At 46.1% G+C, this 13,905-nt stretch carries 10 protein-coding genes and 2 tRNA genes; 3 read left to right on the forward strand and 9 right to left on the reverse strand.

Going from position 1 to position 13,905, the window contains the following annotated elements; all coding sequences use genetic code 11:
- Window positions 1-9: 9 nt before the first annotated feature.
- The 7 genes from dnaE to dnaQ all read right to left on the reverse strand — a co-directional run bounded on the left by dnaE (window position 10) and on the right by dnaQ (window position 9,702).
- Window positions 10-3,486 carry a DNA polymerase III subunit alpha gene (gene dnaE / locus DET62_RS10095; protein WP_110013817.1) on the reverse strand — a complete coding sequence of 1,159 codons (3,477 nt, stop codon included), beginning with the start codon at window positions 3,484-3,486 and terminating at the stop codon, window positions 10-12.
- Between the two features lie 78 nt (window positions 3,487-3,564).
- Entirely contained in the window at window positions 3,565-4,860 is a 1,296-nt protein-coding gene (locus DET62_RS10100; RefSeq protein ID WP_110013818.1) for an NAD(P)/FAD-dependent oxidoreductase, read from the reverse strand.
- Window positions 4,861-4,960: 100 nt separating this feature from the next.
- Window positions 4,961-7,150, reverse strand: a complete 2,190-nt coding sequence (locus DET62_RS10105) for a M3 family metallopeptidase (RefSeq protein ID WP_110013819.1) — start codon at window positions 7,148-7,150, stop codon at window positions 4,961-4,963.
- A 205-nt stretch (window positions 7,151-7,355) separates the two neighbouring features.
- Window positions 7,356-7,432: transfer RNA gene (locus DET62_RS10110), tRNA-Asp, on the reverse strand.
- 26 nt (window positions 7,433-7,458) lie between these two features.
- Window positions 7,459-7,535: transfer RNA gene (locus DET62_RS10115), tRNA-Asp, on the reverse strand.
- A 140-nt stretch (window positions 7,536-7,675) separates the two neighbouring features.
- Window positions 7,676-9,010, reverse strand: coding sequence for a TIGR03503 family protein (locus DET62_RS10120; RefSeq protein ID WP_110013820.1), 1,335 nt, complete (start codon window positions 9,008-9,010; stop codon window positions 7,676-7,678).
- Window positions 8,995-9,702 (reverse strand): DNA polymerase III subunit epsilon, encoded by a 708-nt coding sequence (gene dnaQ / locus DET62_RS10125; protein ID WP_011234929.1) that lies wholly within the window; start codon window positions 9,700-9,702, stop codon window positions 8,995-8,997. The genes DET62_RS10120 and dnaQ overlap by 16 nt, the downstream gene beginning before the upstream one ends.
- Window positions 9,703-9,753: 51 nt before the next feature.
- Here dnaQ and rnhA point away from each other — a divergent pair, with 51 nt between their 5' ends.
- On the forward strand, window positions 9,754-10,227 hold the full coding sequence (rnhA, locus tag DET62_RS10130) for a ribonuclease HI (RefSeq protein ID WP_011234930.1): 474 nt from the start codon (window positions 9,754-9,756) through the stop codon (window positions 10,225-10,227).
- 1 nt (window position 10,228) lies between these two features.
- Here rnhA and DET62_RS10135 read toward each other — a convergent pair whose 3' ends face one another.
- Both DET62_RS10135 and DET62_RS10140 read right to left on the reverse strand, forming a co-directional pair.
- Window positions 10,229-10,618, reverse strand: a complete 390-nt coding sequence (locus DET62_RS10135) for a rhodanese-like domain-containing protein (RefSeq protein ID WP_011234931.1) — start codon at window positions 10,616-10,618, stop codon at window positions 10,229-10,231.
- Window positions 10,615-11,385: a methyltransferase domain-containing protein gene (locus tag DET62_RS10140; RefSeq protein ID WP_034821659.1), complete on the reverse strand. Its 771-nt coding sequence runs from the start codon at window positions 11,383-11,385 to the stop codon at window positions 10,615-10,617. The genes DET62_RS10135 and DET62_RS10140 overlap by 4 nt, the downstream gene beginning before the upstream one ends.
- 74 nt (window positions 11,386-11,459) lie before the next feature.
- Here DET62_RS10140 and gloB point away from each other — a divergent pair, with 74 nt between their 5' ends.
- Together gloB and DET62_RS10150 are read left to right on the forward strand one after the other, a co-directional pair.
- A complete protein-coding gene (gloB, locus tag DET62_RS10145; RefSeq protein ID WP_110013821.1) occupies window positions 11,460-12,221 on the forward strand; it encodes a hydroxyacylglutathione hydrolase in 762 nt (253 codons plus the stop codon).
- A gap of 48 nt (window positions 12,222-12,269) precedes the next feature.
- Window positions 12,270-13,904: a LysM peptidoglycan-binding domain-containing protein gene (locus DET62_RS10150; protein ID WP_110013822.1), complete on the forward strand. Its 1,635-nt coding sequence runs from the start codon at window positions 12,270-12,272 to the stop codon at window positions 13,902-13,904.
- Window position 13,905: the final 1 nt, after the last annotated feature.

The raw sequence follows: 13,905 nt of genomic DNA on the forward strand, positions 1-13,905 counted from the left end.
TCATTTCCTTTAAAATTCAAGTGAAACTTGCTGAGTTCCCAGCAAATTCTGTAATTCGTATATTAATTCATCAGACGGATTCACATACCATTGTGCGCCAACATTTAACGTGGCTTCAACGCGTTCCGACTGATACCGCATTTTTATCGGACAAGTCCCTTCAGCAAAGGGCTGTAATAGCTTTTCCAGTTTTCCGGCAAGACCTTTAGCAAGCTGCTCATCCGTCACTGTAATTGCTAAATGCCGGAGATAAGTTTCCCGAGCCTGCTCAATTGCCATCACTTCTCTGGCAGTCATTGTATTGCTATTACTGAAGTTATCAAATCTGACCTCACCTTTTATCCACAAAATTCGGTCTTTTTCGAGCAATTCCTGATAACTTTCGTATTCGTTACTAAATAAGCGTACATCCATGCGCGCTGTTTTGTCATCTAAAGTCACTATAGCAAAACGCTGACCTCTTTTATTGGTCAGTACTCTCACATCAATCACCAGCCCGGCAATAGCAATACTCTCATCTTTACGGGTAGGAGTAACATTGGACAATGTACTATTAATGTAATGTTTGAGCTCTGCACGAAAACGGTTAATGGGGTGACCAGTCAAATAAAGACCGAGGGTATCGCGCTCTCCTTCCAACCAGACCGCTTCCGACCATTTACGTACGCTGACAAACTCCTGTTCAACCGCTTCAGGTTCGGTGGTAAGCACCCCAAACATATCCGACTGACCAATTTTTTCCGCATTCAAATGCTGTTCGGCCTGACGAATGGCTTTTTCCAGCGTCGCCATTAATGAAGCACGGTGAGGTCCTAAGTTGTCCATTGCGCCAGCACGAATTAAGCGCTGCAGAATGCGCTTATTCATTCGCTTCAGATCAACCCGGCAACAGAAGTCGAATAAATCCCGGAACGGCCCGCCTTCTTCCCGGGCTTTAATAATAGACTCAATTGGCGCTTCACCCACACCTTTTATTGCGCCTATACCGTACACCACTCGTTGCTGTTCATCGACGGTAAACTTATATTCGCCTTTGTTTACGTCCGGAGGCAACAAGTCCAGTCCCATGCGTTCACATTCGTCCGCCAGAGTGACAATTTTGTCGGTATTATCCATATCGGCGGACATCACCGCAGCCATAAACTCTGCCGGGAAGTGGGTTTTCATCCATAAAGTCTGGTATGAAACTAAAGCGTAGGCAGCCGAGTGCGACTTGTTAAAGCCATAACCGGCAAATTTCTCTACCAAGTCGAAGATTTTCGTCGCCAGTTCAGGGTCGATATTATTTTGCGCCGCACCCTTAGCAAAAATTTCTCGTTGCTTAGCCATTTCCTCGGGCTTTTTCTTACCCATTGCACGGCGTAACAAATCTGCGCCACCCAAAGTGTAGCCAGCCAGAACCTGGGCAATTTGCATGACCTGTTCCTGGTAGAGAATGACACCGTAAGTCGGCTCTAGTATGGGTTGCAAACTCTCATGCTGATACTCAGCATCGGGGTACGAAATTTCTTCCCTGCCGTGCTTCCGGTCAATAAAGTTATCAACCATGCCGGACTGCAGTGGCCCCGGCCGGAATAGCGCCACCAGGGCGATAATGTCTTCGAAAGAGTCTGGCAAAAGCTTTTTAATAAGCTCTTTCATGCCACGCGACTCTAACTGAAACACCGCCGTTGTTTCGGCTTTTTTCAACAGTTTAAAACACGCCGGATCAGTTAAATCAATCGACGTAATATCAATAGGATCTTTACCGCTCTTAGCATGCCGGCGGTTCACCATATCAACCGCCCACTGAATAATGGTCAGCGTTCTCAAACCCAAAAAGTCGAACTTAACCAGACCTGCCGACTCAACATCATCTTTATCAAACTGAGTGACCGGGTTGTTACCTTCATCATCGCAATACAGTGGCGAGAAGTCGGTTATTTTGGTTGGAGAAATAACCACGCCACCAGCGTGTTTACCAGCATTACGAGTCACACCTTCAAGAATACGCGCCATATCAATAATGGCCTTAACTTCTTCATCCTGGTCGTACGCGGCGCCAAGCTGGGGCTCAATTTCAAAGGCTTTGGCCAGCGTCATGCCCGGATCGCCCGGTATTAATTTGGAAATTCGGTCGACAAAACCATAGGGATGAGCCAGTACCCGTCCGACATCTCGTATAGCAGCCTTAGCCGCCATAGTACCGAAGGTAATAATTTGCGAAACCGCTTCACGACCATACAGGTCAGCAACGTGATCGATAACTTCATCCCGACGATCCATGCAGAAGTCGACATCGAAATCTGGCATAGAAACCCGTTCAGGGTTAAGGAATCGCTCAAAAAGTAAGTCAAATTCAAGCGGATCCAAATCCGTTATTTTAAGTGCATAAGCCACCAGAGAGCCAGCACCTGAACCGCGCCCCGGGCCTACGGGTATGCCGTTATCTTTACTCCACTGAATGAACTCCATAACGATAAGGAAATACCCGGGGAAGCCCATATCGTTAATAACGCCAAGCTCACGCTTGAGTCGTTCATCGTACTCTGGACGCTTTTGCTGTCGCTCTTCCGCGTCAGGAAACAAAAACTCTAAACGTTCTTCCAGCCCTTCTTCCGAAACCTTAACTAAGAACTCTTCCGTGGTCAGGTCGCCAGTTGGAAACTTAGGCAGGAAGTATTCGCCCAAACGCACAGTGACATTACAGCGCTTGGCTATTTCAACAGTATTTTCTATTGCTTCAGGAATGTCAGAAAACAACTCTGTCATTTCTTCGCTGGAGCGCAAATATTGTTGTGGTGAATATTTTTTCGGCCGACGTTTGTCTTCCAACTGGTACCCGTCGTGAATAGCCACACGAATTTCGTGAGCATCAAAGTCTTCTTCTTTCAGGAAAACCACTTCATTAGTAGCGACAACGGGTAGGCCAGTTTCTCCGGCTAAAGCCACCGCTTTATGTAAATAGGTTTCTTCCTGAGGCCGACCGGTGCGCACCAGTTCCAGGTAATAGCGGTCAGGAAAATATTGCTGGTAGAAATCGAGGGCAGCATCCAGCTGGCTGTCGTGGCCTTTAATTAGAGCATGTCCTACATCACCCTGACGGCTTCCGGACAACAAAATAATGCCCTCGTTATGCTCCTTCAGCCAGTCTTTATCGATAACCGGCTTGCCTTTAATATTACCGCGCAAATAAGCTTTTGAAATAAGCTGAGTTATCTGCTGATAACCTTCATTATCCATTGCCAATGCAGTCAGGCGGAAAATTTCAGATTCAGGATAGTCAGCCTGCACCCAGAAATCGCACCCTATTAAAGGCTTTAAGCCCAGTTGATGCGCTTTTCCATAGTAGCGAACCAAACCACAAAAGTTCATTTGGTCGGTAATGGCTAAAGCAGGCATACCCGCTTCAGCAACAGCCTCACAAATTGGACCAACTTTCGCCAGTCCATCTATCATGGAAAAGTCGCTATGAACTCTTAAGTGAACAAAATTTGGTGCAGTCATTTTACGGATACAGTCTGGCTTTTTTCATTATCATTTTAGGGTCGTTATTGTGCCTTAAGCAGCCTCTGAAGTATATCGTCAGTGTAACTTCAGTCGCGGTTTTACAACATGGTTAAGTTTGTCCACCATTAACAACAAAAACATCTTCCACCAGCCGTGTAAGGCTCTTTGGTGCATCCGGTATAAACTGGCGTAAGCCCAACGCGCTAAAGTGCCTTCAAGCGACATTGACAGACTTTTACTTTGCATTAAATTACCCACCGCCGAAAAACGACTCAGTGAGACGAGTGAACCCCGGTCTTTATATTTGAAGGCTTTTGCCGGTTTGTTGCGGTACTCACGTACAATATTCTGATACAAACATTCAGCCATCTGATGTGCGGACTGGGCCCTTGGTGGTACCCAACGTTCGTCATCTATGCGGCAACCAGCACAGTCACCAATAGCATAAATGCTTTCGTCAGATACTGACTGGAGATACTCATTTACCTCAATTTGATTGTTTTTGCGCACTTTCAGACCCCATTCACTGACGAAGTCAGGAGCCCGGACACCAGCCGCCCAGACCATTAAATTGGCGTTGATATTCTCTCCTTCAGACAACACCAGAGTGTTTTCTTTTACTTCAGTAACCGGGTTACCCAATATGACTTCGACACCTAACGATTTCAGTTTCTTCTCTACTGATGCTGACAAACGCTCAGGTAACGCAGGCAGCAATCGTTTACCGGCTTCGACCAAACGAACTTCAAAATGCTTTTGATCAAGGAAAGAAAGACCATAAATAGACAACAATGACACTGAGTGAATGAGTTCAGCAGCCAGCTCAACTCCGGTCGCCCCGCCGCCCACAATAGCCAGTGACAATTTCGTATTTTCGCCGTCCTCAATCGACTGGTTTACTCGTAAAAATTCATTTAATAAATGTTCATGGAATTCATCCGCCTGGCGTAATGAGTCCAGGAAATAGCAATGATCGCTAACTCCGGGGGTTCCAAAATCTGCGGTAACACTGCCAATGGAAAGAATTAATCTATCGTATTGAATACTGCGCGGCGCCAACACTTCATTACCCTGCTCATCTTTTATTGCCGCTAATTGAATCGACTTTTCGTTTTTATTCACAGCCTCTAAAGTGCCAACCAGAAACTGAAAACCCTCGCGGGCACTTTGTCCGCGATAATCCAGTTCAGCCAGCCGCGAGTCCAGAGCACCTGAGGCAACTTCGTGCAACAACGGCTTCCACAAGTGGGTACTGTTTCTGTCAATTAGCATTATCTTTGCTTTCTTCTTGCGACCCAGCTTTCTTCCCAGCATAGTAGCCAATTCTAATCCGCCTGCACCGCCACCAACTATTACAATCCGTTCTTGCATTTGTGCCTCGCCTATCTGCAGATAATAAAAAAGCCACTGACGATGATAACGCCAGTGGCTTTAGATAACGACTGTTCAGTCGAAATTATTTCAGTATGACTTAGTCAATACTAGGATTCGTTAGTCCGCGACGCTCAAGTAAGGCTTCAACAGTTGGCTCCTGACCACGCCAGTCGATGTACTGTTGCATAGGATCTTTACTGCTGCCTTTGGACAGAATTTCTTTACGGAAAGCCTGGCCATTTTCAAGGCTCAAACCACCATTATTGCCCATGTGTTTAAACGCATCGGCTGCCAGCACTTCACTCCACATGTAAGCGTAGTAACCTGCTGAGTAGCCGCCCGCAAATACGTGAGCAAAGTAAGTTGAACGGTAGCGTGGTGGTACAGCTTCAATCGCTACACCGTTTTTCTCCAGCGCGTCCTGCTCAAACTTCTCAATGTCGCTAATTTCTGTACCCGGCTCCACTGTATGATACTCAAGATCCAGTAACGCAGCGGAAATATACTCTAAAGTATCAAAGCCCTGGTTAAAGTTACGTGCATCCAGTACTTTTTGCAGTAACTCGTCAGGAATCTGTTCACCCGTTTCGTAATGCTTTGCATAATTTGCAATAACTTTCGGGTTCAGCGTCCAGTCTTCCTGGAAAGTTGAAGGGAACTCAACGTAGTCACGCGGCACAGACGTACCTGCCTGAGATGGATATTTCACGTCAGAGAACATGCCGTGCAACGCATGGCCCATTTCATGGAACATGGTTGAAACTTCATCAAAGCTTAACAAGGTTGGTTCACCCTCAGGCGCTTTAGTGATGTTCATGTTATTCAAAATAACCGGCTTCTGGTTCATCAATTCAGACTGAGTACGGAACGAGCTCATCCAGGCTCCACCGCGTTTGCTGTCGCGAGCATAATAGTCCGCATAGAACAAACCTAAACTTGAGCCGTCTACGTCTTTCACTTCATAAACAACAACATCATCCTGATAAACAGGGATATCGTTACGCTCTTCAAAAGTGATGCCAAACAGTTGGTTCATTGCATAGAACACGCCGTCTTCCAGAACACGATTAAATTCGAAGTATTTTTTCACTTCGTCAGAGTCAATCGCGTATTTTTCTTCGCGAACTTTCTCTGCGTAGTAGAACCAGTCCCACGGTTTCAGTTCATGCTGTTCGCCTTCAGCCTCAATCATCGCACGAATCTCTTCGGCTTCGCTTTCAACGTTGCTTACAACTGCAGGAACCAGATCACGCAACATTTTTTGAGCGGCTTCTGGATTACCGGCCATGTTTTCTTCAAGAACGTAATCACCCCAGGTGTCATAACCTAATAGATTCGCCTTTTCTGCACGCAACTGAGTTAGCTTTGCAACCATTGGGCGAGTATCGGTTTCGGTATTTCCTGTGCCACGGTTTGAGGACGCTTCCCAAATGCGCTGACGCAATTCGCGGTTTTCAAGATCAGTCAAAATAGACTGACGTGTTGTGTTAGTTAAAGTAATGGCGTATTTACCCGGCATATCACGGCTTTCAGCCGCACTCGCCAAGCTACTGATTTGACTATCACTTAAGCCGGCTAATTCTTCTTTAGAATCAACGACAATCACATTTTCCTTGGTCAACTTCATTAAGCTGTTGCGAAATTCTGTGGTCAGGCTGGAAAGTTGCGAATTAACATCGCGAATCTGTTGCTGCTCATCTTCATTTAGTTCAGCACCAGCACGGACAAAACCTTTGTAGGTGTCTTCTAATAAACGTTCTGACGCAGTATCCAGCTCTAATTCGTCACGTTTGTCATGAAGTGACTTAATTCGGGCAAACAATTTAGCGTTCAGACGAATATTATCGCTATGAGCCGCTAACTTCGGAGCTAACTTACCCTGCAGCTCGCGAATTTGTTCATTACTATTGGACGATGACAGGTTGTAGAAAACTGATGAAACACGGCCAAGGATCGCACCCGATTTTTCCATCGCTACAATGGTATTCTCAAATGTTGGCTCTGCTGAGTTATTTGCAATGGCTTCAATTTCAGCCATGTGCTCATCCATACCCTTTTCAAACGCAGGCTCAAAATGTTTGAACTCAATGGCATCGAAGTCAGGTGCCTGATACAGCAGAGGGCTGGGTTTGTAGAATGGGTTGGTTTCTTTTGCTTGTTGACTGCTGTCTTTAGAAGCTTCAGTTGAAGCAGTTTTGTTCTCAGTTGTCGATGAGTCATTTGCATCACTGCAAGCTCCCAACGATACTGCCGCACTCACAGCTACAGCCAGTAAAGTTTTCCGCATGGGTATCTCCCGTTGTCTATGTTTATCATTGTGATTTTGGTGACAATACTCTAGCCCTGTGGAGGCTCAGGCTCAAGAGCTAAACGGCAAAAAGCATGATCTTCGGGGTAAAACTTAAGATGGATAAAAAATACAACAAACGAAAGAAAATAAAAAATATAATTAATTTAGATTTTACAGGGGGGATTACTAAGAGAGAGAATAATGGCGGAGTGGACGGGACTCGAACCCGCGACCTCCGGCGTGACAGGCCGGCATTCTAACCAACTGAACTACCACTCCGCAAAAATTCTTTGAGGCGTACTAAATGGCGGAGTGGACGGGACTCGAACCCGCGACCTCCGGCGTGACAGGCCGGCATTCTAACCAACTGAACTACCACTCCGCATTAGTACTACACGTTGAAGTCTCCCTCAACGCGGCGTGCATATTACGAGTGAGGGGCAAATGAGTCAACACTTTTTTTAAAGATTTTAACCGACTGTCTGATTTATATTCAGATCTGTGCTTTTTTAACCACAAAGGTCACTTTTTACCACTTTTCTCTGGTTTTTCAGCTTCCGCTTCATCGCTCTCAACGGCAACTTTTTTCCGACGAAACTTAAACCACCACAGCCCAACTAAAGCTAACGCAATGAGAACAATATTAACAACAACAATAATGATCAGATTGGTCATCGCCTGTTTTTGCTTGGCCTCGCGTTCTAGTCTTGTCTGTTCACGTTGACGCTCAAGCTCTATTTGCTGTCGTTCAGCCAGCTCTGCGGCTGTCGGTTCAGGAGGAGGCGGTTCCTTTGCAATAAAACTAAAGTCATCAATTCTGGCCTCAAACTCACGCCCCCCTACACTGGTGGCAAAAATATCTAAGTCTATAAGGTGTTTACCAAAAGCCAGGTTGGCAATTTCGACGCTGTGCGGAAAGCCCTCTATCTGGCTGACCGTAAATTTACGAACCTCTCCGTTAGGGAAGCTGGTTTCACCATTAATCACCAGGCTCTGTGGATCTATCCAGTCTTCATTAACACGAACGACTAATTGATGATTATCGTCCACAGACTCTGACTGAATAACATTAAATTCAACTGGTAACGGCTTAACCTCAACAGGGCCTGATTCAAACACTCGTTGGTACAGAGGGGTGGTCATTTCATAAGTGGCCATCCACTCACCTGGTACAACATCCAGATTAAAGAAACCGGTAAATATACCATCACCCGCTCTTTCGTCATGCCCTCGCCCGTCGTCTTCAAATTGTGCCACACGTGACGGATTCGAGCCGAAGTTATCAAAGTCTGAGTTATTGGTACTGACAAATAGAACATCCAGCAAAACGGTCTGACGAAAACGTGAAGTTTTAACCACTTCGTCGCCATTATAGAGTTTTCCTTCTACTTTCAGCTCTTCGTTCTGGAATAATGGACTAGGTAAAGGCTCAGCTTCAAAGCGAATATCAGAAATAACTAAGGCTTTATTTTCTTCATCGATGCGACCAGCGGCCTGCCAGGGGCCAGGCTGAGGTTCTTTTATCCGGATAATGTCAAAGTTAGGATCGGTATACCAAGTTACTTTTTCCGCTGGATAACGAGTATCGTACCACTTGCTCCCATCAGGCTTGATAATAACCAGGGGCTTGCTACCCGGCTCGCGGAAAAATAACAGAGTAATCTCTTCAACGTTCTCGTCTATGCGGAAACTTTGCCCTTTAATTGGCAATTTATTAGTAAGATCGCCTTCAATAAGGCTCATCGCACGCTTTTCAACTTCCTCTTTCGAGTCAGAGTCAACCGTGCTAAAACTCTGTACCGCGTAGGCTGATGAGCTACTTATTAAAACCAATAATACTGCTAAGAGTCTTGCCACAGACAATGTCCACCTTCTTCTTTGACTCGCGCCAAACGCTCCTGATGTAATGCTTCTTCATCGGCCGTTGCCCGTAAAACCTTTAATGCGGGACGATTGGTTATTCGTTGATGTTCCACTTTTTGTGAGCCACCCTGATTGTCTTTTCCGTGGCTGGCCAGGTTTAATGCCGTTTGCCCACCGGTCATCATCAAATAGACGTCAGCAAGAATCTCGGCATCCAGTAAGGCGCCGTGCAGTTCACGCGCAGAGTTATCAACGTCGTAGGCGCGGCATAGTGCATCCAAACTGTTTCTTTGCCCCGGGCGCATTTCACGGGCAAGCTGCAAGGTATCGAGTACCGAGCAAAAATCATTGGTCAGGCCAACCGCCGGGCGAATACGACTAAATTCAGCATCCATAAAGCCCACGTCAAATGGTGCATTATGAATAACTAACTGAGAGCCTTTAATAAATTCAATGAAATCTTGCACCACCTGAGCGAATACGGGCTTGTCGGTTAAAAAGTCATTGGTTATACCGTGAACTTCAATTGCTTCCTGCTCGACCACCCGCTCCGGATTAATGTAAACATGAAAATGATTACCGGTTAATTTGCGATTAATAAGCTCCACACAGCCTATTTCAATAATTCTGTGTCCCTTTGCAGGGTCAATTCCGGTAGTTTCTGTATCTAATACGACCTGACGCATGGTGAAATCCTGATATACTCGCTGGAAACAGAGGATATAGTAGCAAGTAACATGTCGAACTCAAAAACTGTTCATTTATATACTGATGGTTCTTGTCTGGGAAACCCGGGGCCGGGTGGCTATGGCGCTGTACTGGAATATGGAAAACATCACAAAGAATTAAGTCAGGGGTATCGTCTGACCACCAATAACCGCATGGAGATGCTGGCTACTATCGCTGGCCTGCGCGAGTTAAAGCGCTCCTGTCATGTCATTCTGACTACCGACAGCCAGTATGTGAAACAAGGTGTCGAGCAGTGGATGCATCGCTGGAAGCAAAACGGCTGGCGTACTTCTGCTCGTAAAGCGGTTAAAAATAAAGACTTATGGCAACAACTGGACGAAGAAGTTAACCGTCATAAAGTTGAATGGAAATGGATTAAAGGCCATTCCGGGCATAAACAAAATGAGCGTTGTGATGAACTGGCCCGCGACGCCGCAACGCGCGAGCCTATGCTTGAAGATGAAGGATTTGGGGGCGAGTAAATTACTCGCCGGCAACTACCGGCAGTTTATTTTCCTGCCAGGCACTCATGCCGCCATCTACGCTATAGACATTATCCAGCCCCATGCGTTGTAAGCTCTCTGCCGCCAGAGCTGAGCGACCACCGGTTCGACAAATAAGGTACAAAGGCTTTTCGGCGATGCGTTCCAGAGCATTGTCATATCCAGCCACATCAGGGTGCTGATTTAGCTGCATTTCCAACACACCACGGGGCATGTTCACCGCTTGTCGAATGTGCCCCTGTCCATATTCAGCCGGTTCTCTTACATCAATAACGCGCGCGCCCTGCTCTATGGCCTTTTGTAGTTCTTCGGTGTTTACTTCTTTGACGTTCGATTTCGCTTTTCCACATAACTCTTGTGCTGTAATCATGATTTACCTCTTATTTGTTTATTAGACTTTGAAAAATGTTTCGTCGTCATTGCTGTTGCTGCCTGTCTTCCATTAACCGCAAGCTGCTTTCTTTGAGCTGACGGTTTTAATCTGTTAATCAGAGTTTGTTTTCGTGCCACTATGAAATAAGCGGCGCGCAGTCCTGGTATCAGGTTGCTTAGCTTCGTCGACCAGTCACTTCCCCGGTGTTCGCTATGGTGCAGAAAATTCGAAACATAAAATTCAGACTCCAGAATTTCGAATCCCAATAATTCCAGCCAGTCCTTAACTCTCACTGGCGTAAAGTACCTTCCACACCATGGAAAGCTCTTTTTATGGCGAATGAAAAAGCCACTGGCTACTGCCGGACTATAGGGGTTAAACCCCGTAAGTATTAATACGCCATCATCATCCAGTACTCTCGTAACCTCCCTAAGTAGCTGGTGCGGATGCCGACAAAATTCAAGGACAAAAGGAGCAACTAGGTTATCGACACTGTCTTCCTTCAAAGCCAGCTCCGTTAATTTGCTGCGAACCGCTACGTCACTACCTGTGCCGACAGTCAGCCACTGAGCTCCATTTTTAATACACTCGTTAAGCCCCGGACTCAAAGAGCCTATAGCCACGGTTTTTCCTGGTTTCAACCGTCGCTGATGAGCGCGAATTAACTCAGCCGTCTGTTCCATCATGTAGTGCCCGCAAGCCATTTGCTGCCAGTCCCCGGGAGCCGCTAAATCAATTTTCGAATATGCTGGTTTAATTAACACGGCTAATTCCTGTATTATGAACTTATCTTCAACTTACTCGCTGGGTTTCTCATCCTAGCGTTATAGGGGTTAACATGCGAGTGCACGCTATTGAAGCTTTCGACGACAACTACATATGGGCAATTGAAACCAACGATAAAAACAAGGTTATTATTGTAGACCCCGGCGAAGCCCAACCCGTTCAACAATGGTTGGAACAAAATAGTAAAAGTATTGAGACTATTTTAGTCACTCACCACCATTACGACCACACTGGTGGCATAGCTGAATTAATAGAACAGAGCCCGTGTCCGGTCATCGGTCCGGAAAACCCAGAGATAGAAACGCTCACCCAGACAGTTACAGAAGGCGATGAACTGACCGTTGGAGGTATTCAGTGGCAGGTATTAACCACTCCGGGACACACACTGGACCACATCAGTTTTTATACTCCCGGCTTTTTGTTTTGCGGTGACACACTGTTTTCCGGTGGCTGTGGCCGTATGTTTGAAGGTACGCCAGAACAATTCACGCAGTCGTTATTAAAGCTGCGTAAGCTGCCGGGCGAAACTCGGGTCTTCTGTGCCCACGAATATACTCAGGCGAATGTAAATTTCGCATTGAAAGTTGAGCCAGAGAACGCTGTGCTGCAAAGTTACGCTGAAAAGGTCAGAATGTTACGTGAACAAGAGCAAATAACTCTGCCAAGCACGCTGCAACTAGAGTTAGCCATTAATCCTTTTCTCCGGTTTGACCAAAAAAGTGTTATTGCAGCAGCAAATAAGCATGCAGAAAGTGTAAAAAATAGCCCCGAGGATGTTTTTTATACAATTAGACAGTGGAAAGATAATGCGTGATTCTTTAAACTCCTCAAGATTTTAATAATTATCGGAAGTAGATTACGCATGATAAACAGCAAGCAAAAGAACGTATGGTTAAAGTATTGTATGGTGGCCAGTGGTTTGGCATTAAGCGGCTGCCAGAGCACAATGCTGTTTAGTAATAATGAACCGGTAAATACAAAAAACGAAACTACAGAGCTTAAACTGACGGTCATTCCGGAAGAAGTGATCAGTCGGCACGCCGAAGAAGAAATCAAAATCAGCGAACCTGTAAAGCTTACCCCGCAAGAGCAGGAAGATTTATGGGTGCGTATTCGCCAGCAATTGAGCTTTCATGTGCCTGATGTATCCAGAGTGCAAAGCCAGCGCAACTGGTATGCCAGCCACCCGGAGTATTTAGACCGCGTTGCTAAGCGCGCTGAACCTTACCTGCATCTCATTGTTGAAGAGCTGGAAAAACGTGATATGCCAGTAGATCTGGCTTTATTGCCGATAGTCGAAAGTGCTTTCGACCCGTTTGCTTATTCGCACGGCAGTGCCTCTGGTGTCTGGCAGTTTATTCCGGGTACCGCGCGTCAATATGGTTTGGATATCAACTGGTGGTACGATGGTCGTCGCGATGTTTTTGCCGCAACACACGCTGCACTCGATTATTTACAGGCACTTCATCGATACTTCGACGGTGACTGGATGCACGCACTGGCAGCCTATAATTCAGGTGAAGGCCGAGTTGCCGCTGCAATTCGCAAGAATGAGCGTCTGAACAAACCAACTGACTTCTGGAATCTGTCGCTACCTCGCGAAACTCGCGCATACGTGCCCAAGCTATTAGCTTTAGCAGAAATATTAGCCAACAGTGAAGAGTATGGTGTGGCATGGTACCCGATCGAAAATCAGCCAAAGCTTGAGGTTGTTGAGACACCAGCACAAATCGACTTAGCATTAGCTGCTGATATGGCTGACATGCCATTGGATTTACTGCACCAGTACAACTCTGGTTATAACCGCTGGGCAACGGCGCCGAACGGCCCACATCGTTTACTTCTGCCTAATCAAAATGCGGATAAATTTAAACAGGCTTTGGATAAAACAGAGCCAAAAGACTGGCTGAGCTGGACCCGCCACGAGGTTAAATCGGGTGAGAGCCTGCTCGTTATTTCCAAAAAATACAATACCTCTGTTGACGTGATACAGCAGGTTAATGACATCAGCAGTGATATCATCCGCGCAGGCGATCATTTGCTAGTGCCAGTTGCCACACTCGATATCGACAATTACACGTTATCGCAAGATCAGCGCCGTGAAGACCGTCAAGATCAGAAACGTTCAGGTAAACGTATTGAACACGTTGTTCAGTCTGGCGATACGCTCTGGGATCTCAGTCGCGCTTATCAGGTAAACCTTCGTGACTTGGCTCGCTGGAACTCAATGGCTCCGGGGGATTATTTAAGGCCAGGACAAGAACTCGTGGTTTGGACGGAAGCCGAGCCTTCTTCGACGATACAAAGCAGTATTAACAGTATCATGCGTAATATAAGATACCGTGTGCGTAGCGGTGACTCATTAGCCAGGATTGCTGATAAATTTAATGTCACCATTCGTCAAATTGAACAATGGAACAACATTCAACGCAATCGTTATCTACAACCCGGACAAATGCTTAAGTTAAAAGTAGATGTTACCGAGGTGAGTAGTTGAG

The sequence above is a fragment of the Idiomarina sp. H2 genome, from assembly GCF_004364275.1.
Classification (GTDB): domain Bacteria; phylum Pseudomonadota; class Gammaproteobacteria; order Enterobacterales; family Alteromonadaceae; genus Idiomarina; species Idiomarina loihiensis.

What these genes read in the sequence shown, in the direction of transcription:
- DET62_RS10150 (WP_110013822.1), top strand. Translation starts at nt 12,270, where the DNA reads ATGATAAACAGCAAGCAAAAGAACGTATGGTTAAAGTATTGTATGGTG.
- rnhA (WP_011234930.1), top strand. Translation starts at nt 9,754, where the DNA reads ATGTCGAACTCAAAAACTGTTCATTTATATACTGATGGTTCTTGTCTG.
- dnaQ (WP_011234929.1), bottom strand. Translation starts at nt 9,702, where the DNA reads ATGCGTCAGGTCGTATTAGATACAGAAACTACCGGAATTGACCCTGCA.
- gloB (WP_110013821.1), top strand. Translation starts at nt 11,460, where the DNA reads ATGCGAGTGCACGCTATTGAAGCTTTCGACGACAACTACATATGGGCA.
- DET62_RS10100 (WP_110013818.1), bottom strand. Translation starts at nt 4,860, where the DNA reads ATGCAAGAACGGATTGTAATAGTTGGTGGCGGTGCAGGCGGATTAGAA.
- dnaE (WP_110013817.1), bottom strand. Translation starts at nt 3,486, where the DNA reads ATGACTGCACCAAATTTTGTTCACTTAAGAGTTCATAGCGACTTTTCC.
- DET62_RS10105 (WP_110013819.1), bottom strand. Translation starts at nt 7,150, where the DNA reads ATGCGGAAAACTTTACTGGCTGTAGCTGTGAGTGCGGCAGTATCGTTG.
- DET62_RS10135 (WP_011234931.1), bottom strand. Translation starts at nt 10,618, where the DNA reads ATGATTACAGCACAAGAGTTATGTGGAAAAGCGAAATCGAACGTCAAA.